At 73.5% G+C, this 21,099-nt stretch carries 23 protein-coding genes; 18 read left to right on the top strand and 5 right to left on the bottom strand.

The window, feature by feature from the left end; all coding sequences use genetic code 11:
* The first annotated feature begins 64 nt into the window (after positions 1-64).
* Positions 65-409, top strand: coding sequence for a hypothetical protein (locus HAV40_RS05500; RefSeq protein WP_166379585.1), 345 nt, complete (start codon positions 65-67; stop codon positions 407-409).
* A 40-nt stretch (positions 410-449) separates the two neighbouring features.
* Here the strand turns inward: HAV40_RS05500 and HAV40_RS05495 are convergent, their stop codons facing one another.
* Positions 450-794: a hypothetical protein gene (locus tag HAV40_RS05495; protein WP_166379583.1), complete on the bottom strand. Its 345-nt coding sequence runs from the start codon at positions 792-794 to the stop codon at positions 450-452.
* A gap of 212 nt (positions 795-1,006) precedes the next feature.
* Here HAV40_RS05495 and HAV40_RS05490 point away from each other — a divergent pair, with 212 nt between their 5' ends.
* Complete coding sequence (locus tag HAV40_RS05490; protein WP_166379581.1) at positions 1,007-1,147, top strand: hypothetical protein; 141 nt, start codon at positions 1,007-1,009, stop codon at positions 1,145-1,147.
* Position 1,148: 1 nt separating this feature from the next.
* On the opposite strand, the gene HAV40_RS05485 is transcribed toward HAV40_RS05490, so the two are convergent.
* From HAV40_RS05485 to HAV40_RS05475, 3 genes are read right to left on the bottom strand one after another with little or no spacing between them, the layout of a single operon-like run.
* Positions 1,149-1,568, bottom strand: coding sequence for a hypothetical protein (locus HAV40_RS05485; protein ID WP_166379579.1), 420 nt, complete (start codon positions 1,566-1,568; stop codon positions 1,149-1,151).
* Positions 1,569-1,585: 17 nt separating this feature from the next.
* Positions 1,586-2,131: an RNA polymerase sigma factor gene (locus HAV40_RS05480; RefSeq protein ID WP_203671428.1), complete on the bottom strand. Its 546-nt coding sequence runs from the start codon at positions 2,129-2,131 to the stop codon at positions 1,586-1,588.
* Positions 2,132-2,151: 20 nt separating this feature from the next.
* A complete protein-coding gene (locus HAV40_RS05475; protein ID WP_166379577.1) occupies positions 2,152-3,333 on the bottom strand; it encodes a S8 family peptidase in 1,182 nt (393 codons plus the stop codon).
* 153 nt (positions 3,334-3,486) lie between these two features.
* On the opposite strand from HAV40_RS05475, the gene HAV40_RS05470 reads away from it, so the two are divergent.
* From HAV40_RS05470 to HAV40_RS05400, 15 genes are all read left to right on the top strand, one after another.
* Positions 3,487-6,033 (top strand): CHAT domain-containing protein, encoded by a 2,547-nt coding sequence (locus HAV40_RS05470; protein ID WP_239086348.1) that lies wholly within the window; start codon positions 3,487-3,489, stop codon positions 6,031-6,033.
* Positions 6,034-6,153: 120 nt separating this feature from the next.
* Positions 6,154-6,846 (top strand): hypothetical protein, encoded by a 693-nt coding sequence (locus tag HAV40_RS05465; RefSeq protein WP_166379575.1) that lies wholly within the window; start codon positions 6,154-6,156, stop codon positions 6,844-6,846.
* Between the two features lie 2 nt (positions 6,847-6,848).
* Complete coding sequence (locus HAV40_RS05460; RefSeq protein WP_166379573.1) at positions 6,849-8,063, top strand: phage tail sheath family protein; 1,215 nt, start codon at positions 6,849-6,851, stop codon at positions 8,061-8,063.
* A 1-nt stretch (position 8,064) separates the two neighbouring features.
* Positions 8,065-8,559, top strand: coding sequence for a phage tail protein (locus HAV40_RS05455; RefSeq protein ID WP_166379571.1), 495 nt, complete (start codon positions 8,065-8,067; stop codon positions 8,557-8,559).
* A gap of 58 nt (positions 8,560-8,617) precedes the next feature.
* Positions 8,618-9,961 (top strand): hypothetical protein, encoded by a 1,344-nt coding sequence (locus HAV40_RS38335; RefSeq protein WP_239086347.1) that lies wholly within the window; start codon positions 8,618-8,620, stop codon positions 9,959-9,961.
* Entirely contained in the window at positions 9,949-10,587 is a 639-nt protein-coding gene (locus HAV40_RS05445) for a CIS tube protein (protein WP_166379569.1), read from the top strand. Before HAV40_RS38335 ends, HAV40_RS05445 begins: the two co-directional genes overlap by 13 nt.
* Before the next feature lie 11 nt (positions 10,588-10,598).
* A complete protein-coding gene (locus HAV40_RS05440) occupies positions 10,599-12,065 on the top strand; it encodes a phage baseplate assembly protein V (protein WP_166379567.1) in 1,467 nt (488 codons plus the stop codon).
* Positions 12,062-12,400, top strand: coding sequence for a hypothetical protein (locus tag HAV40_RS05435; protein ID WP_166379565.1), 339 nt, complete (start codon positions 12,062-12,064; stop codon positions 12,398-12,400). The genes HAV40_RS05440 and HAV40_RS05435 overlap by 4 nt, the downstream gene beginning before the upstream one ends.
* Positions 12,397-12,792, top strand: a complete 396-nt coding sequence (locus HAV40_RS05430) for a GPW/gp25 family protein (protein WP_166379563.1) — start codon at positions 12,397-12,399, stop codon at positions 12,790-12,792. Before HAV40_RS05435 ends, HAV40_RS05430 begins: the two co-directional genes overlap by 4 nt.
* Entirely contained in the window at positions 12,789-15,323 is a 2,535-nt protein-coding gene (locus HAV40_RS05425; protein WP_166379561.1) for a putative baseplate assembly protein, read from the top strand. Before HAV40_RS05430 ends, HAV40_RS05425 begins: the two co-directional genes overlap by 4 nt.
* Positions 15,313-15,774, top strand: coding sequence for a phage tail protein (locus HAV40_RS05420; RefSeq protein WP_166379558.1), 462 nt, complete (start codon positions 15,313-15,315; stop codon positions 15,772-15,774). Before HAV40_RS05425 ends, HAV40_RS05420 begins: the two co-directional genes overlap by 11 nt.
* Positions 15,771-16,886 (top strand): PASTA domain-containing protein, encoded by a 1,116-nt coding sequence (locus HAV40_RS05415; protein WP_166379556.1) that lies wholly within the window; start codon positions 15,771-15,773, stop codon positions 16,884-16,886. The genes HAV40_RS05420 and HAV40_RS05415 overlap by 4 nt, the downstream gene beginning before the upstream one ends.
* 1 nt (position 16,887) lies before the next feature.
* Positions 16,888-17,337: a hypothetical protein gene (locus HAV40_RS05410; RefSeq protein WP_166379554.1), complete on the top strand. Its 450-nt coding sequence runs from the start codon at positions 16,888-16,890 to the stop codon at positions 17,335-17,337.
* Complete coding sequence (locus HAV40_RS05405; protein ID WP_166379552.1) at positions 17,330-18,094, top strand: hypothetical protein; 765 nt, start codon at positions 17,330-17,332, stop codon at positions 18,092-18,094. The genes HAV40_RS05410 and HAV40_RS05405 overlap by 8 nt, the downstream gene beginning before the upstream one ends.
* A 207-nt stretch (positions 18,095-18,301) precedes the next feature.
* Positions 18,302-19,525 carry a Clp protease N-terminal domain-containing protein gene (locus HAV40_RS05400; RefSeq protein ID WP_166379550.1) on the top strand — a complete coding sequence of 408 codons (1,224 nt, stop codon included), beginning with the start codon at positions 18,302-18,304 and terminating at the stop codon, positions 19,523-19,525.
* Between the two features lie 126 nt (positions 19,526-19,651).
* Here HAV40_RS05400 and HAV40_RS05395 read toward each other — a convergent pair whose 3' ends face one another.
* Positions 19,652-20,380: a neutral zinc metallopeptidase gene (locus HAV40_RS05395; RefSeq protein ID WP_166379547.1), complete on the bottom strand. Its 729-nt coding sequence runs from the start codon at positions 20,378-20,380 to the stop codon at positions 19,652-19,654.
* A gap of 110 nt (positions 20,381-20,490) precedes the next feature.
* Between HAV40_RS05395 and HAV40_RS05390 the strand changes: the two genes are divergently transcribed.
* A complete protein-coding gene (locus HAV40_RS05390) occupies positions 20,491-21,042 on the top strand; it encodes a hypothetical protein (RefSeq protein WP_166379545.1) in 552 nt (183 codons plus the stop codon).
* Positions 21,043-21,099 lie beyond the last annotated feature (57 nt).

Below are 21,099 nucleotides of genomic sequence, written 5' to 3'. Positions count from 1 at the left end.
GCGAGCCGACTCGCCGGCTGGCGGTGCCTGCGGCTGGCATACTGCGGCACCGGAGCAATCGGAGGTGGGTGCGATCGAAGACGGCGACCGCGAACTGGGCGCAATGCGCCAGTCGAACCGCTATAGCGTCACGGTCCGCAGTATGCGGGTTTCCGCGACGGGCTTCGCTGCTCTCGTCACGCTGTCGATCATCGGCTGGCTCACCGGGTCCGCGGCGATCAAACCCTTGCTGATCCTGGTACTCGTCGCAACCGGGCTTTCGGTCGTCGTCGGGTGGGTAGGGGTGCTGACGGTCGTCCCGGCGACCCGCCGCTACACCCGCGTCGCGAGCGGCACACTGCACTTCCGCAGATCGGACCGCCTGGTGTCCTCGCTGATCCGGGACATGGCCGATTTCCGCCGCTGGTGACGTCGCGCCAGGCCTCCGCGTCGGCGCTCCCGTGCGGCCATTAACGGGAGCCGAAGTTTGGGCTGGTGAGGTCCACCTGAATGGACAAGTCCGAGCTCGATCTGATCGTGGCGTGTCGTCCGTGGATCGCTACTTCGACAAACGGGTTGGACTCTTGCAGGTATACGACCCAGATGAGGGTCTTGGTGTGGTCGAGTCGGGCGAAGAATCCTTCCGAACCGTGGGACCCCTCGCCGCAGCAGAGGTGCCCGGAACCGTCGGGCAACGGGAGTTCGGTGGTGGTGTCGACGCAGGTATGCCATCCGCGGTTGGCCAGCAGCCACGCTTCGAGGTCGAACGGCTCGAGCAGCGCGAGCCCGCCGGGCGTCGAGGGGTCGGCTCGCACGGAGCGGGTCGACCCGTCGGCCCGGTAGAGGCCGTCTCGGATCGGGAGGTTGCCGGCCAGCCACAGCCGACTGATCGCGCTCGTCGTGGACAGGACTCGCCCTTCTCGAGGTGACCTTGGCCCGGATGTCGAACGTACCCGACCGCGCGTTCGGATCAGGTGCGCGGTGAGCTGAACGAACGAATCGAGCCGGGCCTGACCGGCTCAACGCCGTGCTGGCCGAGACGCCGGGCGGCACGGTGGCGGTGCAGTTGAGCGCGGCCAGCGACGGGATCGGCGACGCAGCGGAGCTGCGGGCCGCGGCGCTGGCCGCGCTGCGAGGGCTCGGCGTGGAGCCCCGGGAGGTGCTGTGACTCAGACGAGGGTCCAGGAGGTCTGGACCGGGCCGCCCTGCGGTGGGTGGCAGTGCAGGCGCAGGTGGCCGCGGGCGATCCCGGCCGCCGAGAACCGGCCCAGGCCGTCGGCCTCGACCCAGGTGGGCCCGTCGGCGTGGTCGACGCGGATGCGGGCGGGCTGCGGCGGCACGAGCTGGCCGGTCAGCGCGGCGGTCTGCCCGGCCACCGCGATCTCGACCTCGATGGTGAGCTCACCGGCGGTGAACGTGAACAGGTCGGGCAGGTCCTCGCCGCGGACGCCGGCGAGGTCGACCTGGGCCACCAACCTCGCCAGCGCCGCGTCGGTGTCCCGCCAGGCCAGGCTCTCCTTGGCCAGCGCGACCAGGTGTAAGGGCACCGGGTCCATCCGGGTGGTCAGCCCGCGCAAGTCGGCGGGCATGTCATCGTCGTACGGCATCAGGGGTTCAACCTCCGGCGGAGCTGGTCGAGGCAGCGCGCACGGGTCGGGCCGATGCTGCCGATGGGGATGTCCAATGCCGCGCTGACCTCGGCATAGCTGGGGGCGGGGTCCATCATCAGCAGCCGCAGCACCGACTGGCACTGGCCGGGCAGCCGCGCGAACTCCTGCCACAGCGCGCCGTCGCGTTCGCGGCGCAGCAGGTCGCTGTCGACCTCGGCGGTGGGGCGGTCGCGGGGTTCGAGGGTGAGCAGGTCGCCGACGGGCAGGTCGCGACCGGCGCGGCGCAGCACTGCCAGGGACTCCCGGCGGGCGGTGGTGGCCAGCCAGGAGCCGAGGCGTTCGGGTTCGCGGATCGCGCCGAGGTGTTCGACCAGGCGCAGCCAGGTGGCCTGGAAGACGTCGGCGGCGTCGGCCTGGCCGAGGCGGTGGCTGCGGGCCACCGACCAGACCAGCCCGGAGTAGCGGTCCACGATGGTGTTCCAGGCGCGCTGGTCGCCGTCGCCGGCCTGGCGCAGCAGCGCGGCGGTGTCGGCGTCGGGCAGCGTGTGCGGGGGCGTCTGGGTCACGACAGCCCCGGGTATCCGCCGAAGGAGCGGGCCGCGGCCGTGTTGAGCACGGACTTGAGGGCGACCTCGGTCGAGCCGGAGCGGGCCGTCTGCTCGGCGAGCAGCGCGACCACGTGCGGGGTGGCGAACGAGGTGCCGCTCCACAGCGCCCAGCCGGACGGGAACTGGTCGTGTTTGACGAACGTGCTGGTGATGTCCGCGCCGGGGGCGGTCACGCTGACCCACGGGCCCGCGTTGCTCCAGTCGCACAGCTCGCTGCCGTCGTGGGCGGCCACCGCGACGACCTGCCCGGCCCACGGCACGTCGGTGCCCGCGAACGCGGCGGGCCAGAACGGCCGGTCGCGCAGCCCGTCGTTGCCCGCCGCGGCGACCACGAGCCGGTCGCGGCCGGTCAGCAGCGCCGACAGGGCGGTGGCCAGGGCCAGCGGCGGCTGGTCGTCGAGGGTGTAGCCGCCCAGCGACAGGTTGATCAGCTTCTCGTCCCTGAGCCGGGCGAACGAGGTGATCAGGTCGGCTTCGGTGCACAGGCCGAACGTGTCGAGCACCCGCAGGGCCCGTACGTCGGCCTTGCCGGTGCGCGCGCCGATGACGCCGATGATGAAGTTCGCGTGCCCGACGTCGCCGTCGATGACACCGTCGTCGTCGACGTCGGTGTCGACCTCGTAGTCGGTCGGCGCCGCCGTGTAGGCGTGCGCGGGCAGCGGGCTGTTGCGCCATACGCCGGTGTCGATGACGGCGACGCTCACGGCGCGGCCGGGCCGGGCGGGACCGGGGCGCTCGCCGGGCTTGGGCGCGGGCACCGGCGGGCCGAACGGGCCGCCGTGCTCGAACGGGGTGGTGGACACGAAGACGTGGTTGGGGCTGACGACGGTGCGGGTGTCGCCGTCGCGGGCGGCGGCCTCGCGTACGCGGCGGGCGGCGGCCGGCACGTCCAGGCCGTCGGCGCTCAGCCGGACCAGGCCGGGGACGAGTTCGCTCTCGGCGACGCCCTTGTGCCCGAGGGTGCCGAGGACACGTTCCGCGGAGGCGCGGTGGTCGGACAGGACCAGCAGCTCGTTGCGGGTGTACCAGACAGGTTTGCGGTCGGCCCGGGTCTCCTGGCCGAGCCAGGGCAGCCCGGCCATCCGCCGGGCACGGCGGTCCTGCCAGCGGTGCAGACGATCCTGCGGCATAGCCATCGTCGTTCCTCCGTTTCGTGTTGCGTCCTGCAACAGAGTGCGGGGCGAGGCCTGCTGATACATCGGGATGTGTCGTAACGGCGACACGACCTTGCGTCGTGATGGGACGGTTGTGGAAGAGTCGGCCAGCATGAGCGCGTACTAGCCATGGTGATGGCCGATCCGCGCCGGGCCGGTGTGCTCGGCGAACGGCTGCTGGCCCGCGCCGAACGCGAACGCGATCCCGCCGGTGCGGCGGTGTCCCTGCGCATCCTCGGCCTGGCCGCCCGCGAACTCCAGGACCCGGCGCTGGCCGCGTCCCGTCTGCGGCGTTCGGTCGCGGTCGCGGGCCGGGCCCGGTTGCCGGAGCTGGCGGCACTGTCGCGGATGAGCCTGGCGCTGGTGCTCAACGACCTCGGCCGCCCGAACGCGGCGCTGGCCGAGATCGGGCGGGCGCTGTCGGCGCTGGACGGATTACCGCTGGCGCGGGCGCGGATGCAGCACGGCATCCTGCTGCGGCGGCTGGGGCGCGTCGACCAGGCGCTGGCCGCGTACACGTCGGCGCTGGCCGCGTTCCGGCGGCACGACGACCGGCTGTGGCAGGCCAGGGCGCTGACGAACCGGGGAGTGCTGCAGGCCTACCGGGGCGCGTTCGCCGCCGCGCGGGCCGACCTCGGGCGGGCCGAGCAGCTGTACCGCGAGCTGGCACTGCCGTCGGCGGCGGCGCAGGCGCAGCACAACCTCGGCTTCGTCGCGGCGCAGAGCGGCGACATCGTCACGGCGCTGACCTGGTACGACCGGGCTGACGAGCACTTTCGGCGCAGCGGGTCGCGGCCCGCCGAGGCCCTGATCGACCGGGCGGAGCTGCTGCTGGCGGCGCGGCTGCTGCCCGAGGCGCACCAGGCCGCGCAGGAGGCCGTCGAGACCGCCGCGGCGGCCCGGCTCGGCACGCTGCTGCCGCAGGCCCGACTGCTGCAGGCGCAGGCGGCGCTGGCCGCCGGGGACGTGGCCGGGGCGCGGGAACCGGCGCGGCTGGCCCGGCGGGCGTTCACCCGGCAGGAGCGCGGCCGGTGGGCGGTGCACGCCGAGTATCTGCAGGTGCGGGCCGCGCCGGGGCGGCGTACGGCCCGGTTGCGGGCGCTGGCCGACGCGCTGGACGCGGCGGGCTGGCCCGAGCAGGCGCTGGAGGCGCGGTTGTACGCGGCCGAGAGCGGCGACCCCGCCGCGCTGGCCGACCTGGCTGCCGTCCGGCCCGGACGGGGCACCGCCCGGCTGCGCATCCGGGCCTGCCACGCGCAGGCGCTGAGCCGCCTGCACCAGGGTGACCTGGCCGGGGCCAGGCGGGCGCTGCGGGCCGGGCTGCGCCTGCTCGACCAGTACCGGGCCGCGCTCGGCGCGACCGAGCTGCGGGTGCTCAGCTCCGCCGAGGGCGGTGACCTGGCCGCGCTCGGGGTGCGGCTGGCCGTGTCGGAACGCTCCGCGCGCCAGGTCCTCGCCTGGGCCGAGCGGTGGCGCGCGGCCACGTTGCGGCTGCCCCCGAGCACCCCGCACGACGACCCCGACCTGGTACGCGAACTCGCGCAGCTGCGCCGCGTCACCGCAGAACTGGCCGGCGACTCCCTGGACGCGATCCGCCGCACCCGGCCGTTGCAGCGCCAGCGCGCGCTGGAGGACGCGATCCGCCGCCGCACCTGGCGCACCGAACCGGGAACGTCTCCGGTGGACACCCCCGGTTCGGTGGACGAGATCACGGCCGGGCTCGGCGACCGCGCGCTGGTCGAACTCGTCGAGCAGGACGGGCGGCTGCTGGCCGTCGTCGTCGCGGGCGGGCAGGTGCGGCTGTGCCCGCTGGTCGAGGCGGCCGCGCTCGGTCCGGAGACCGCCGCGCTGCGGTTCGCGATGCGGCGCCTCGTGCTGCGCTACGGCTCGCCCGCGTCGCTGGCCGCCGCCGAGGCCGCCGCCCGGCACGGCCTGCGGCAGCTCGACGACTGGCTGCTCAAACCCGTCGCGGGGCTGACCGGGGACCGGGATCTCGTGGTGGTGCCGACCGGTGCGCTGCAGGCGCTGCCGTGGGCGGCCCTGCCGAGCTGTGGCGGGCGGCCGGTCACCGTCGCGCCGTCGGCGACGGCCTGGGTGCGCGGCACCGTCAACCGCCGTACCGAGCTGGACGAGCGGTTCGTGCTGGTCGCCGCCGCCCGGCCGGACCACGCGATCGGCGAGGTGCGGGCGCTGGCCGAGCTGGCCCCGTCCGCGCGGTTGCTGATCGGTCCACGGGCGACGGTCGCCGCCACGCTCGCCGCGATCGACGGGGCGCGGCGGGTGCACCTGGCCGCGCACGGTGAGTTCCGCGCCGACAATCCACTGTTCTCGCACCTCGACCTCGCCGACGGGCCGCTGACCGTACACGACCTGACGACCCTGCGCCGCGCCCCGGACCTGGTCGTACTGTCCGCATGCGACACCGGCCTGTCCGCCGTGCATCCCGGCGACGAGCTGATGGGCCTGACCGCGGCCCTGCTCGGCGCGGGCGCGCGGACCCTGGTCGCCAGCACCGGGCCCGTCGACGACGAGGCGACCCGCGAGCTGATGCTCGGCCTTCACCAGCGGCTGCGCGCCGGTCAGGACCCCGCTGCCGCGCTGGCCGCCGCGCAGGCCGCCGCCCCGGTGGAGCGCTGGGCGACCGCGTACAGCTTCAGCTGCTTCGGCTCCGGGGCCGCCTGACGTCGGAAATCAGCGACTTCCGCGTCACGGAGCTGACAGCAGTAGGTGTATCACCGCCCGTGACTGAGCGCTCTGTCCTGCGATCGTGCCGCCCCGGCACGAGACGAGGCGGAGGTCGCTATGCGCCACCACGAGGACCACGGGCCCCTGGCCAGGGCGTCCGCGCTGCTGCTGGCCAGCCTGGCCGAGGTCGACGTCGCGGTGCGGATCGAGCATCCGGCCGCGTCGGTCGGCGTGCAGTCCGGTGCCTTCGGCGGACCGTGGGTGGCCGCCTGGCCGTACGCGGTGCTGCCGGAGACGCTGCCCGCACGACCCGGTGACCCGCTGCGGCTGCGGGTCAGGTTCCTGCTGCACGCCGACGGCCCCGACAGCACGGCCATCGAGGCACTCGACCGGATCCTCACCGGCGGGGTGCCGTACCTGCTGGCCGAGCCGGTGCCGGACACGTTGTGGACGGCGCTGGGCGCACGGCTGCGGATCGCGCTGCTGTGCGAGGTCGCGGTGCAGGTCGCCACGGTCGCGCCCAGGGTTCCACGGGTCACCCAGCCGCCCCGGCTGGACACCGTGGCGCTGCGGCGGCTCGCCGGACGGGTGCAGACCCCCGGCGGGGTGGCCCTGGTCGGCATGCGGATCTCGGCCGAGGACGGCACCGCCGCCGCGTACACCGACATCCGGGGCCGTTTCGAGCTGCCCGTCGTCGCCGACCGGCCCCAGCGCCTGCTGGTCTCCGGTCGCGGGCTGCTGCTCACCGCCGAGGTCGCGGCCGTCACGGCCGAACCTGTCGTCATCACCTGCGAAATCCAGGAGGTCTAGCAATGCCTGTGTACTCCTCTCCCGGCATCTACGTCGAGGAGGTGTCCGGCGGCAGCAGGCCGATCGAGTCGGTCGGCACCAGCACCGCCGGCTTCGTCGGCACCGCACCGGACAACACCGCGCGCCGCAACGAGGCGGTCGCCGTCAACAGCTGGTCGGAGTTCGTCCGGATCTTCGTCGGCGAGAGCAACGACAGCACCCCGCTGTCGCGGGCCGTCTACGGCTTCTTCGACAACGGCGGCGGGCGCTGCTACGTCGTCAACATCGCCCCCGGTGACCCGGTCGCGGGCAAGGGCCGCCAGCGCAGCGGGCTGCGCCTGCTGGAGGCGATCGACGAGGTCGCCATCGTGGCCGCGCCCGGCTACACCGACGCGCTGTCGTACGAGGACCTGCTCGCGCACTGCGAGCTGATGGGCGACCGGATGGCCATCCTCGACGGGCCGGAGCACACCGGCGACGTCGAGCGGCTGACCCGCGTCGGCGGCGTGACCACGCCCAAGCCCGCGACGAAGAAGCCCGTCGACGGCGACGCCCCGGCGGCCGAGGACAACAGCGGGCTGCGCCCGCGCCAGTCCGACTACGGCACCTTCTACGTGCCGTGGCTGGTCGTCCGCGACCCGCTGACCGGCGATGTCGTCAACACCCCGCCCAGCGGCCACGTCGCCGGGGTGTGGGCCCGCACCGACACCCTGCGCGGGGTGCACAAGGCCCCGGCCAACGAGCCGGTGCGCGGCGCGGTCGACCTGTCGTACCGCGTCACGAAGGTCGAGCAGGACGTGCTCAACCCGGCCGGGGTCAACTGCATCCGGCACTTCCCGGCCGAGGGCATCCGCATCTGGGGCGCCCGCACCCTGGCCGCCTCCGGCAGCGAGTGGCGCTACCTGAACGTCCGGCGGCTGTTCAACATGCTCAAGGAGTCCATCGGCGACGGCACCCGCTGGATCGTGTTCGAGCCCAACGACACCCTGCTGTGGAAGTCGATCCGCCGCGACGTCAGCGCGTTCCTCACCCGCGTGTGGCGCGACGGCGCGCTGCAGGGCCGCTCGCCGCAGGAGGCCTTCTTCGTCAAGTGCGACGAGGAGACCAACCCCGCCGACGTCCGCGACGCCGGCCAGGTCGTGACCATGATCGGCATCGCGCCGGTCAAGCCCGCCGAGTTCGTCATCTTCAAGATCAGCCAGTCCGCCGGTGCCGGCGGCGACCAGGCAGGAGCCTGACATGCCCGAGGTGACCGCGACCCCCGCCCCCGCCGCCCAGCCGGGCAACCTGGTGGACCCGTACCGCGCGTACAACTTCAAGCTGCTCATCAACAACGTCACCGAGGGCCACTTCACCGAGGTCGGCGGGCTGGGCATCAAGGTCGAGACCATCTCGTACCGCGAGGCCGGCAACAACTCGGTGGTGCGCGCCATCCCCGGCCGGGTCACGTACGCCCCGGTGACCCTGCGGTTCGGTCTCACCTCGTCCCTCGAACTGTGGGAGTGGCTGATGACCGCCGTCGAGGGCCGGGTCAGCCGCCGCAACGTCTCGATCGTCATGCTCGACAGCTCGGGCTCGGCCGAGGCGCTGCGCTGGAACCTGGTCAACGCCTGGCCGCAGGAGTGGTACGGCTCGCCGCTGGACGCGATGAGCCGCGAACTGGCGGTGGAGACGCTGGTGCTGGCACACGACGGCATCCAGCGGGAGACCAGCAATGTCGGCGCGGCTGCGTGACATGCTCGGCTGGTTGCGGCGCCTCCTCGGCCTGAGGGGCGCCGCTCCCCAGCCGAGGATGCCCGCTCCCGGGGACGGGGCCGTCCGGCTCGGCGGGCGCACGCCCGCACCGGACGCCCCGCCCACCCTGCTCCTGCGCCCGGCCACCCCGCTGTATCCGCTCCCGGCCGACGGCTTCGTCGCCGTCGCGGCCATCCCGGCCGACCCCGGCTCGGCGATGCCCGATGCGCCGGTAGCCTGGTCCGGCCCCACCCGGTGGCTGGACGGCGAGCGCTCGGCCGCCCGTGCGGCGGCCGAGCCGCAGGCCAGCCCGGTGATGATCGCCCAGCCGCAGCCGCAGCCGCAGCCGCAGCCGCAGCGTCAGGCACTGGTGCCGGGCTCGCGGGCTGTGGGGACCTCCGAACCGCGCCGGGCGGAGCCTGCTGGCGTGGGGACGGGGCCTGCCCGCGCGGAGACAGGGCCTGCCGGGACCACATCATCGCCGTCGGAGCACATCTTCTCCGATGAGTCCACATCAGAGAAGGTGTGGCCCGCACTGGGTGATACCTCCGGGACGGCGATCCGGTTCGTCGCCGCCGGTGAGTCCGACGGCGCCGAAACCACCGACCGCAGCTCCGACGTAGCGGAACCCTCGACGCCCGACCAGCCCGACCAGCCCGACCAGGCCGACCAGCCCGACCAGGCCGACCAGCCCGACCAGGCCGACCAGCCCGACCAGGCCGACCGGGCCGACCAGCTTGACCGGGCCGACCAGCCTGACCGGGCCGACCGGGTCGAGAACTTCGGCCGTGCCGGGCAGGCGGAGCAGGTCAAGACGCCGTCGCGCAGCCGGGACGACCTCCCGCGCTTCGCTGTGCGGGCGGATCCGACCTGGACGGAGCCGATGCGCCCGGTTGCCTCGCCGATCCGATCAGACGCCTCACCTGCGGTGGCGACATCGGCCCAGCCTGCGATGACATCACCGGCCACGGACATCGCATCGCCTCTGTCCGTGGCGGCATCGCCGGTCACGTCGCCGGTCCAGCCCGAGGCGGCACTGACGCCGTCCACCTCTCCGGCCCGGCGGCGTCCTGTGGAGGCCCGCCAGCCATCGCTACATGCGGTGAGCAGGTCCGGCGAGGAGGTGGCTGCTGGGTCCGACTGGCGGGGGCCGTTCGCGTCGGCATCCGGGTCGGCATCCGGGGCGTCGGGCATGCCGCCGGCTGCTGATACGCCACCTGCGGTTTCTGCTTCTGCGCCGTGGCCGCGGCTTGCCGGGCAGGGCGTGGAGCCGGAGCCCGGGCCCTGGCCCGAACTGCTCGACGACGTTGAGTTGTGGGCCGTCGCCGCACCCGAGCGCACCGATCCCGACCGCAGGCGACTGCGGCAGAGCCAACAGGAGGGCAGGCCGTGGAACGCATAGCCTTTCTCGTCGACGCCACCGGCGAGCGCATCGACTGCCTGGTCAACCCCGAGACCCTGGTGGTACGGCGGCTGGCCGGGGTGCGCCCTGCGGCGCTGCCCGGCGCGGTGGTCGGCACCGGGGTCGACGACGCGCTGCTGTTCACCGGCGGCGGGCGCACCGAGCTGGTCCTGGACCTGCTGTTCGATGTGGACCTGGTCGAGCCCGCGCACCGGCCCGACGACGTGCGGCGGCTCACCGGGCGGTTGTGGCACCTGGCCGAGAACGGGCAGGGCCGCCCGCCGCTGGTACGCCTGGTCTGGGGCAAGACGTGGAACCTGCCGGGCGTGGTGGTGAACGTGGCCGAGCGCCTGGACGCCATCGACGCCTCCGGTATGCCGCGCCGGTCCTGGCTGCGGCTCAAGCTGGTCCGCAGCGAGGGCGAGCCCGCCGCGCCACCGGCCCGTACCGCCGCGAGCGCCGTGGAGGCGACCGGGGACGGCTCGGACGGTGGCGGGGCGCGGTTCGACCTGCTCGCCGCCGAGGCGCTGGGCGACCCGACCCGGTGGCGGGAACTGGCCGAGCACAACGGCATCGACAACCCCCTGGCCGTACGCGCCGGGTCTGTCCTCGGAGTTCCGTCATGATCATTCCTGTCGTGTCAGTGCGCCTGGACGGCGTGACCGTGCCCGGCCGGGTCCTGTCCGTGCGGGTGACGCAGCGCATCGGCCTGCCAGCGCAGGCGGAGCTGACCGTGGACACGGCCGCCGGCTGGCCCTTCGGCGGGCGGCTGAGCCTGGAGGTCGACGGCGAGGAACTGTTCGAGGGCGAGGTCGCCACGGTCGAACTGGTCCGGGGGCCGGGTTCGGAGACCGGCTGGACCGTCGTCGCCCACGACCTGCTGCACCGCCTGCGGGCCCGGCAGCGCCCGCGCGTGTTCACCGGCGTCACCCTCGCCGACCTGGCCCGCGAACTCACCGCCGGGCTGGGCCTGACGGTCCGCTGCCCCGATCCGGGGCCGCCGCTGGAGCGGGTGCTGCAACACCGGGCGACCGACTGGGACCTGCTCGCCCGCACCGCCGCCCGGCTCGGCCGGTACCCGGTGTTGGAGGGGCGGACGCTGACCCTGGAGGCGCTGCGTCCGCGCGGTGCCGCGGTGGCGCTGAAGTTCGGCGACACGCTGTGGCAGTGCCGGATCGAGGGTCACGCGGACCGGGCCGTCGGCGGGGTGGCGACCTTCGGGTGGCACCCCGGTGGGGAGTTCACGACGGGCCGGGTCGCCGCGCCCGCGTACCGGCCGGGGCCTGCGGACTTCCTGCCCGGACTGGCCGGGGACGGTGACCGGGCGCTGATCGACCAGCCCGCCGGCCACCAGGCCGAGGCGGCGCAGGCAGCACTGGACCGGGCGGCGGCGCGGGTGCTGTGTGTCAGCGGCACCGCCCAGGGCGACCCGGCGCTGCGGCCCGGCCGCGCGGTCGAGATCGCGGGTGTCGACGACGCCGTCGACGGCACGTATCCGGTGTGTACGGCCGTGCACACGATCGACGCCACCGGCTACCGCACCGCGTTCGGCACCGAGGCGCCCGAGGGCCCGGCTCTGTCCGGGGCCGCCGCGGTCGCGCTGGGCCGGGTCACCGAGGTCGACGACCCCGACGGGCGCGGCCGGGTGCGGGTGGTCCTGCCCGGCCACGGCGACCTGGACCTCGGCTGGCTTCCGGTGCTGTGCCCCGGCGCGGGGCCCGGCAAGGGCATCGTCGCCCTGCCCGACCCCGACGACCTGGTCGTGCTCGCGCTGCCGCACGAGGATCCGGCCGAGGCGATCGTGCTCGGCGCGGTCTTCGGCGCGCAGTCGCCGCCCGACAGCGGCGTCAGCGGCGGCCGGGTACGCCGGTGGAGCCTGCACAGCCCCGGTGGCCAGCAGGTGATCGTCGACGACACCGACAAGTCGATCAAACTGGCCAACGCCGACGGCAGCACCCTGGAACTAGCGCCGGGCAAGGTCCGCCTGCTGGCCCGCACCGACCTGGTCATCGAGGCCCCCGGGCACCGGATGACCATCCGGGCGGCCAACGTCGACTTCGAGCGCTCGCTGGTCCCGGGGCTGCCCACCGAGGTGATCCCGTGAGGATCGTCGAGACGTCGTTCGACGTGCGCTGCGACCACGACGGCAAGGTCGCCAACAACCCGTCCCAGCACTGGGTCGAGATCGCCGGGCACCCGGTGCTCGTCGACGACGACCCGCAGGGCCGCGCCATCGCCCGCTGCCCCAACATCGGCGCGACCATGAAGCCCTGCGTGAAGACGCTGCGCGTGTTCACCGGCTACAGCGACTGGATCAGCGTCGACGGCCACGCCGTCGTGCTCGACAGCCTCGACGGCCTCACCGACGGCACCGTGCCCGGCACCGTCCACTACCGGGTACGCGTGCCCGGCCAGTCCTTCGTGGAGGCATCGTCATGACCGCTACCTCACTGCGTTTCGACGAGGGCGAGGGGATCGTCACCTCCGCCGCCGGGCGGGTCGCGTTCGTGCACGGCGACGACGCCATCCGCCAGGCCATCATGCTGCTGCTCGGCACGGTGCCCGGCGAGCGCCTGATGCGCCCCGACTACGGCTCGCACCTGCACCGGCTGCTGTTCGCGCCCAACGACCAGACGACCGCGGGCCTGGCCATCCACTACGTACGCCACGCGCTCGAACGCTGGGAGCCGCGCGTCGAGGTCGAGCAGGTCGACGCCGACCCGGACCCCGACGTCGCCACGCGGCTCAACGTGCACCTGCGCTACCGGGTCAGGCAGACCCTGGCCACCGGCGTCCTCGACTACCCCCTCGACCTCGGAGAACCGTCATGATCCCCGTGCCGAACCTGGACGACCGCACGTTCGGCGACTTGGTCGCCGAAGCCCGTGAGCGGGTCCGCCGCTCGTGTCCGGACTGGACCGACCTGTCCGTGCACGATCCCGGCGCGGCCCTGCTGGAGGCGTTCGCGTACCTGACCGAGGTGATGCTGTACCGGCTGAACCGGCTGCCGGAGAAGGCGTACCTGGAGTTCCTGAACCTGCTCGGGGTGACCCGCCGCCCGCCCGCGGCGGCGTGGGCCGAGCTGACCTTCACCCGCACCGGCGCGGACACGGGCCGCATCGCGATCCCGGCGGGCACCCGCGTGATCGCGGCGCGCGGCGCGGACCCGCAGCCGGTCGTGTTCACCACGACCGCCCCGGTGGCGCTCGCGGAGGGGGAGACCGAGGTCCGGGTGCGGGCCTACCACTGCGAGCTGGTCGACGGCGAGCTGATGGGCCTGGGTTCGGGGCTGCCCGGCCAGGTGCTGCGTACCGACCGGGCGCCGCTGGTCACCACCGGCGAGCCGCTGGAGGTGCTGCTCGGCGTGCAGACGACCGGGGCGGTGACCGGGGCGGCCCGTGAGTTCGACGGGCGCACGTTCGAGATCTGGCAGCGGGTCGAGACGTTCGCGGGGCTGGGCCCGGACGACCGGGCGTACCTGCTGGACCCGGCGGCGGGCACGATCACGTTCGCGCCCGCGCTGGACGGCGGCACGGTCCCCGGCGCGGTGCCGGGGGCGCATCGCGAGATCCGGCTGTGGTACCGGGTCGGCGGCGGCGCGGCGGGCAACGTCGCGGCGGGCACGCTGACCGCGCTGCGCGACCAGATCCCGGGCGTACGCGTCAACAACGCCGAAGCCGCCCGTGGCGGCCGGGACATCGAACCTGTCGACGCCGCCGCGCGCCGGGGGCCGTACGAGCTGTTCAGCCTGCACCGGGCGGTCACCGCGCGTGACTTCGAGCTGCTGGCCACCGCCGGGTCCCCGGCCGTGGCACGGGCGCGGGCGTTCACGCGGGCGTCGATGTGGTCGTTCGCGCGGCCCGGCGAGGTCGAGGTGACACTGGTGCCGTTCGTGCCCGAGTCGGCCCGGCCCGGCTGGCGGCTGCCGGTCGCGGCGCTGCTGGAACGCCAGCTCGACGAGGTGCGCCTGCACACGCAGGCCGACCTGGACCGCCGCCGCGCGCTGGGCACCTCGGTCACCACGACCTGGGCCCGCTACAAGACGGTGGCGATCAAGGGCAAGGTCGTGGTCGGCCGGCAGGAGGACGTCGACGCCGTCCGGCGGCGTATCCACGACCGCCTGCACCAGACGATCAGCCCGCTGCCCGCCCCCGCGACCGTCGAGGGCTGGGCGTTCGGCGAACCGCTGCGCGCCTCGAACGTGTACCGCATCCTCGAGCAGGCCGAACCCGGCGTGCGCTACGTCGACGACGTGCGCTTCGTGCTGGAGCACGCGCCGAGCCGCGACGTCAGCTCCATCGCCGCCGACGGCTACCAGCTCGGCACCTGGTACGCCGGGGGTGGCGAGCAGGTGTTCCGGTCCACCAACGACGGCGTCGGCTGGGAACTGGTGACCGGGTTCGCGGGCGAGGCGGTGCGCCAGGTGGTGCCCGCGCCGGTGTCCGACCGGCCCGGCGTCGTCGCCCGCCCCGGCGCGGTCGCCGTGGTCACCAACACCGACGAGGGCGGCTCGTGCGTGTACGTGTCGGGCGACCTGGGCGAGACGTGGCGCAAGCTCACCGAGATCGACGCGGTGGTGCTGGAGGCCGCGTGGATCGACCGCGAGGAGGCGGTGTCGCTGCTGCTGGCCACCGACGTCGGCCTGTACGAGATGTCGCTGCTGGACGGCGCGGTCCCACTGCAGATCATCGTCGACGCCAAGGACCAGGACCGGGGGTTCAACTCGGTGCGCACGTTCGTGTCCGAGCGCGGCGTGTGGGGCGTGGCCCTGGCCGCCGAGACGACCTACGGGGTGTACCTGTCGGTCGCCGGGGGCAGGCAGGGCACGTTCGTCCACGTCGGCCTCAACGGCGTCGACACCCGCGCCCTGGCGGTGGAGCTCGACGGCCCGGACACGGTGCTGTGGGTCGGCACCGGCACCACCGACCCGCGCAAGCCCGGCAAGGGCTGCTACCGGGCCCGGCTGTTCGAGGCCGACGTGCGCTGGCAGGAGATGTCGGCCGGGTGGACCGGCGGCACCTGCTGGGGCCTGGACTTCGTCGACGGCTCCGCGTACGCGGCCAGCCAGAGCGGGGGAGTGCTGCGGCTGGACACGACCGCGTCGGCGCCGCAGTGGGAGTCCCCGTCGGTCAACTGCGGCCTGCCGCTGCGTGACCGCACCCGGTTCGAGCCGGTGCGCACCGTCGCGGGCGGCACGCAGGTGTTCGCGGGCGGCAACCGCGGCACGCACGTGATCGCCGGACCGGGCCAGTGGCGGTCGGCCGCCGACACGGAACTGCGCCAGCTCGTCACCGTCCCGCCCACCTGGCTGCTCGTCTCGGGCGACCACGACATCGAGGTGGTGACCGAGGATGCGCCGTGACGCGATCGCCACGATGCTGCCCGCCGCCTACCAGCGGGCGATGCACCCGTCCGGGGTGCTGTGGGCGCTGCTGGACGTGATGGAGGCCCTGCACGAGGCCGCCGAGGACCGCCTCGACACGGTCGAGGACCTGTTCCACCCGTACCGCACCCCCGACCGGCTGGTGCCGTTCCTGGCCCGCTGGGTCGCCGTGGACCACCTGGGCAGCGGGCGCGACCTGGTCGCGCACGGCACCGCCCTGGCCCAGTCGCGCGGCACCCGCGAGGGGCTGCGCCAGGCCGTGACCCTCGCGACCGGTCTCACCGAGATCGAGATCGAGGAGCCGGCCGACCGGCCGTTCCACCTGATCGTGCGCATCCCCGCCGGCAGCGACCTGACCGAGCGGGTCCGGCACATCGTCGAGCTTGACAAGCCCGCCGCCACCACCTTCGAGATGGGAACCCTTCCGTGAACGACAAGACCGACAAGACCGAGAAGTGGGTCATCACGACCGCGACGCCGGAGGTGACCCTCGGCCAGGACCGCGCGGCCGAGGTCACCTTCACCATCACCAACCAGTCCCGGCGTACCGGCCGTCCCGGCATCGACTTCCACACCGGCCAGGACACCGACGCGTCGTGGTTCTCGGTGGAGGAGTACCCGCGCCCCAAGCCCGGCGCGACCGCCCCGCTCGTCGTGAAGATCAACGTGCCGCAGGACGCCCCGGCCGGGCGCTACGAGTTCCAGGCCCGGCTGACCCCGCCGCTGGCCCTGGGCGCGCAGCGCGACGCCGAGCTGTCCGACGCGCCCGAGGAGACGTCGGTGCTCAGCCGCCGCGTCGCGGTCGTCGTCCCGGCTCCGCCCGCGCCGGAGAAGAAGCCGTTCCCGTGGTGGATCGTCGTCGCCGCGGCCCTGGCCGTCCTGGTCATCGGCGTGATCACCTGGGTGGTGTGGCCCGAGGGCGAGCAGCCGCCGCCCACGCCGCAGGCGAGCGCGTCGGCCAGCGCCGAGCCGTCGGCCAGCGCTGCCCCGGTGGAACTGGTCGCCGTGCCCAAGCTGATCGGCCTGCCGCCCAACGACGCCAAGGCCGCCCTGGCCAAGGCCGGGTTCGTCGCCGGGACCATCCAGTACGGCTGGGACAACTCCCGCGGCCCCGGCGCGGTCACCCGCCAGTCCCTGCCCGGCGGTGCGACCGCGGCCAAGGGCAGCACCGTCGACCTGGGCGTGTCGGCCGCCGCGGCCAAGCCCGTCATCTCCCAGCCGGTCACCAACTCCAGCGTGCCGCCCGGCCGCATGCCTAACGTGCTGTGGACCCAGCCCGACTCGTGGCCGGTCCGCTGGCTGATCACCGTCCAGATCGAACGCTGCACCCGCTCGGCGTTCGGTGAGGTCTGCCAGCCCACGCCGCCCGTGTCCAGCCAGATCGCCACCGCGCGCCAGTTCACCCCGGCCATGCCCACCCTCAACTACGCGACCGTCAACAACGTGCGCGACAACGGCTGGGTCATCGTCAACGTCCAGGTCCTCGACGACTACGGCACCGGGACCGAGGCCGGTTCCGTGCGCGTCTACCTGGAGCACTGACATGCCCGCGCTGACCCGGGGCCAGAAGATCCTCGCCGCCGTCGCGGTGCTGATCGTCGCGCTGTTCGTCACCGGTGTCGCCACCGCCGACGACGGCACCATGGCCGACCCGCAGGACAACGCCCTGGTCCGTACGCTCGGCGACTGGTTCGGCGACCCCGACCCCGTCGACCCGGCGGACATGTCCGCACCGTGCCTGACCGACGGCGTGCTCGTCGTCGAGACCGGCTGCGTGCTCACCGTCGCCGCTGCCGACAGCGACCTGCGCGAGGTCGAACTGCGGCCGGACGGGGACCTGCGGCTGCGTACCCGCGCCCCGCACGACGACACCGTGCTCGACCGTGACGTACCCGCCGGGGAGGCGGTCCGCGTCGCCGTCGACGACCAGGGCGTCGACATCACCCTCGAATGCGACAAGTGCACCGTCACCGTGGGAGGCAGCGATGGATAGGTTGCGCACACCGTTCTTCTTCGTCGCGCTCGTCGCGCTGGGACTGGTCGTGGCCGTCGAGACCGGCAGCTCGTGGCTGCTCGGCCTGACCACCCCGGCCCTGGACACCGCGACCCAGCTCGGCGCGGACGTGCCACCGGGCGTCGCCGAACGCCCCGGCGGCATCGCGATCAGCTACCTCGCCCTCATCGACGTGGTGCTGCTCGGCACGGCGGCGCTGATGGGCGTGGCGATCCTCGCCTCCAAGCGGGTGCACGCCCGCCTCCAGGGCCTGGCCACGCTCATCGGCGCGATCATCCTGATCATCACGGCGCTGGTGCTGCTGTTCGTGGCGATCGCGAAGCTCATCCTGATGGTGTCGCTGCTGCTGGCGTTCCCGTTCGGCACGATCGTCTACCTGATCCTGTTCGGGTCGTTCCCGCGCGGGGAGGCGGCGACGGTGCTGTCGCTGATCATGTTCCTGAAGGTCGTCGCCGTGGTCTGCCTCGTCGCGGCGCAGCAGCGTTTCCTGCAGAACAAGGGCCTGGTCGCCATGGTCATCACGTCGCTGCTCGGCAACGTGGTGGCGGTCTTCCTGCACGGCATGGTGCCCGGCGTGCTGGTCAGCATTACCGACGCCATCGCCGGGATCGTGTTCGCGATCGTCGGCATCGTGTGGGCGATCGTGCTGATCGTCGGCGCGATCCCGGCGCTGATCCGCGCCGTGCAGGTCACCGTCGAGAGCACCAAGCAACTCAAAGCCGCGGCAGCCACCTGACCTGCGGAGAGGGCCCGCGCACCGGGTGCGCGGGCCCTCATGCGTACGACGCTGTCCCGTCCGCCAGCCGAATCGATCCAGAAACGACTGCGGTCACCCGCCTGACCTGCAGGCTGCGGTGACAACGGGATCAGGCGCGGGCTCGCCCCACCGGACTGCCGCAGCCATGGCAGGATCTGCGGGATCTACCGACCCGAAGGGCGCGCCGTGCTTGATCGTTTCACCGAGGAGGCACGCCAGGCACTGGTGATGGCGCAGCGGACCGCCGGTGGACTGCGCTACGACACCCTCGACAGCGGCACCCTGCTGCTGGGCCTGCTCACCGATCACGCCGACCCCGCCGTCAGGGCACTGGCCCAGCAGGGCATCAACTTCGCGTCGGTGCACCGCGAGATCGCCGCCAGCCGACCGGCGGCCTTCGCCATCGAACGGAACGCCCCCGTTCCGTGGACGCCGGAGACGGCAGCTCTCATCGACGCAGCCCACCGCCTGTCCCGGCGGCTCAAGCACAAGGGTGTGCTGCGCACGGGGCACCTGGTGCTGGCCATGGTGCGCGACCCGGAGTCCGTGGCGGCGCAGACGATGCGGGGACTGGGCGCCGACTTCGCCGTCATCGAGATGGCGGTGACCGCCGGCCACATGCCGTCGCTGCCCGCGGACGATGCCGCACTGTCCGCCGATTTCCGGGCGCTGCTCGTCGACCAGGCGCGCCGCGACTGGCCGAAGCCGCGCGTCCACGTCCTGTCAGCGGCGGTCAGCGTGCTCGGGTACCTGGCCACTCTCGCCTTCATCGTGCTGGCCGGGCCGTCCGAGGTCGGCCCGGAACTCGTCGTCGGCCTCGCCGCCGCCGGGCTGGCGGGCGCGACGCTCCTACACGGCATCCGCCTGCGGTGGGTGCGTGTCCCGGCACCCGCCGGGGCCAGCCTCCTGCCGAGCCCGCCGGAACTGACGGCGCTGGTGGCCCGGTGGGGGATCACCGACCTGGCGATCTGGCTACGTGACGACTACCGCCTGGACGACCACGCGGCGAGAATCGGCACGAGGGCACGCATCGGCGTCTCGCGCGAGGTCTACCACCGGCCCGCCGAATCCGCGTACGTGATCGCGCACGAACTCGCCCACCTGGTGCGCAACGATCCGGGCAGGCACCTCGTCGCCCGGCAGCTGTGGTGGAGCCTCGTGCTTCCGGCTCTGGTCACTGGCGCTCCGTCGGTGTGGATCGGCACCGCTGCCAGTCTCGTCCTGCACACCGTCATCCGACACTGGACCGGCGAGCTCGGCAGCGACCAGATCGCGGTGGCGCTGCACGGCCACGAGCAGATGGCGTCATACATCGAGCGGACCCACTCGTCCAGGCACTGGCCGTCGCTCACCCATCCGCCGTTCGCCTGGCGGCTGTGGCTCGCGCGGCGGCAGGACCAGCACCCCTGAGACGAGGAGCACACGGTTGGTGTCAGCGACCGCACCTGCCGCCACATCGCGTCCGGCACCAGGAGTAACGCCGCGATCGCCGGTGGAGCCGGCGGATCGCGGCCAGCTCCACCGGCGCGGGCGAGGTCAGCTCAGATCGCACGCTTTCAGCGACTTCTCGTAGCCGGAGAAGAACGCGTCGGTGCGCTGGGCGACGGTGCCGTGCGACTCGGGGGCGAACCAGGGCTGGTCCTCCGGGTCGCCGACGGCGAGCAGCCCGCTGCGGAACTCGTCCAGGTCGCCCTTGTCGAGGTTGAGGTCGCCACGGCGGACCGAGTCGCCGAGGTAAGCCCCGGCCATGCAGTCCGCCTGGAGCTCGTGGTCGATGCCGTAGCGGTGCTCGATGCCCAGGCGCGCCTGGACGGCGTGCGCGTACTCGTGGCCGAGCAGGTAGAACACGAACGCGTCGCCGATGCGGCGGAAGGCGGTGACGGCCCAGTCGGCGTCGTAGGCGATGAAGTCACCGGCCGGGCAGTAGACGGCGTTCTCGGCCGGGATCGGTTCGCGGCCGCAGGCGAGCTCGCCGTTGTCGCGATACGGCCGGATCGCGCTGACGGGCCGGAAGGTGACGTCGGAGGCCTTGAACACGGCTGACCAGTAGAGCTCGGCGAGGCCGACGGCGTCCTTGGCGTCCTCCTGGAACTCGCCGACGGTCTTGGTGCCGTCGACCTTGGCCGTCGGGGTGGTCTGCGGGGCGGCGGGCGGGGACGCGCTCTCCTCGGGCAGGGCCGGGTCGGGCAGCGCGCCGCAGCCCAGGGTCAGCACGGCGGCTGCGATCAGCGCGACGGTCCATCGCTTGCGGGGGCGGGCGGGCATCGGCTCCGTCCTTTCACGGGGAGTTCCATGGTGGCAACCTGATGCCCACTCGGGCGCGTTTTCAGTCGGTAGCCGCGCGGTGAGCTGTGCCGCTGTCCTAGGCTCGCGGCGTGAAGGGATTCGCGCGGCGGGAGTTCCAGCTCATGCTGTTGCGGCGGATGGCCGACCTGCAGCCGGACCTGGTCGAGGCGGCGTGCGCGGATCTGTCGGCCACCCACGCCGAGTACATGGCGGCGCACAACCGCTGGCAGACGATGCAGCGCTCCAGGACGGCGCCGAAGGGCCTGGCGTTGTATGAGGCGGTGCTCGGCCCGGCCGAACAGCGTCGGCAGGTGCCGTTCGGGGACGCGGTGATGACGGCGCACCAGTGGCGGCTGCCGGGCCTGTGGCCGGAGCTGCGCTGGGAGGCGCTGGTGGGCACGGAGGACTTCGTGCTGCACGCGTGGCTGGTACGCGCGGCGGATGAACCCGTGCCTGAACTGGGCCCGGTCGAGCGGCTCGCGCCGTGGTCGTGCGTGGTGGGCGACGTGCTGGCCGGCTTCCCCGGCGCACGGCAGCGCGACCCCGAGGTCCCCGCCCGCTGGGGCGTGGACGTGCCCGGCGCGAACGGTGCCGTACACCGGCTGATGTTCGTCCACGGCCTGCTGCAGCAGGCAGTCTGATCTGCCGCCTGATCGAGCCTGGTGATCCGGCAGACGCCTGCCTAGACTTACCGCCCA

It is taken from the genome of Catellatospora methionotrophica (genome assembly GCF_011297335.1).
Classification (GTDB): Bacteria; Actinomycetota; Actinomycetes; order Mycobacteriales; family Micromonosporaceae; genus Catellatospora; species Catellatospora methionotrophica.
Note: the sequence above shows the minus strand (reverse complement) of the source record. Positions and strands in the feature narration are given on the sequence as shown.

Coding starts and splice junctions, on each gene's coding strand:
- HAV40_RS05485 (WP_166379579.1), bottom strand. CDS start 1,568: ATGCCCGCCGACTTGCGCGGGCTGACCACCCGGATGGACCCGGTGCCC.
- HAV40_RS05475 (WP_166379577.1), bottom strand. CDS start 3,333: ATGGCTATGCCGCAGGATCGTCTGCACCGCTGGCAGGACCGCCGTGCC.
- HAV40_RS05470 (WP_239086348.1), top strand. CDS start 3,487: ATGGCCGATCCGCGCCGGGCCGGTGTGCTCGGCGAACGGCTGCTGGCC.
- HAV40_RS05465 (WP_166379575.1), top strand. CDS start 6,154: ATGCGCCACCACGAGGACCACGGGCCCCTGGCCAGGGCGTCCGCGCTG.
- HAV40_RS05460 (WP_166379573.1), top strand. CDS start 6,849: ATGCCTGTGTACTCCTCTCCCGGCATCTACGTCGAGGAGGTGTCCGGC.
- HAV40_RS05455 (WP_166379571.1), top strand. CDS start 8,065: ATGCCCGAGGTGACCGCGACCCCCGCCCCCGCCGCCCAGCCGGGCAAC.
- HAV40_RS38335 (WP_239086347.1), top strand. CDS start 8,618: ATGCCCGCTCCCGGGGACGGGGCCGTCCGGCTCGGCGGGCGCACGCCC.
- HAV40_RS05430 (WP_166379563.1), top strand. CDS start 12,397: ATGACCGCTACCTCACTGCGTTTCGACGAGGGCGAGGGGATCGTCACC.
- HAV40_RS05425 (WP_166379561.1), top strand. CDS start 12,789: ATGATCCCCGTGCCGAACCTGGACGACCGCACGTTCGGCGACTTGGTC.
- HAV40_RS05420 (WP_166379558.1), top strand. CDS start 15,313: ATGCGCCGTGACGCGATCGCCACGATGCTGCCCGCCGCCTACCAGCGG.
- HAV40_RS05410 (WP_166379554.1), top strand. CDS start 16,888: ATGCCCGCGCTGACCCGGGGCCAGAAGATCCTCGCCGCCGTCGCGGTG.
- HAV40_RS05405 (WP_166379552.1), top strand. CDS start 17,330: ATGGATAGGTTGCGCACACCGTTCTTCTTCGTCGCGCTCGTCGCGCTG.
- HAV40_RS05395 (WP_166379547.1), bottom strand. CDS start 20,380: ATGCCCGCCCGCCCCCGCAAGCGATGGACCGTCGCGCTGATCGCAGCC.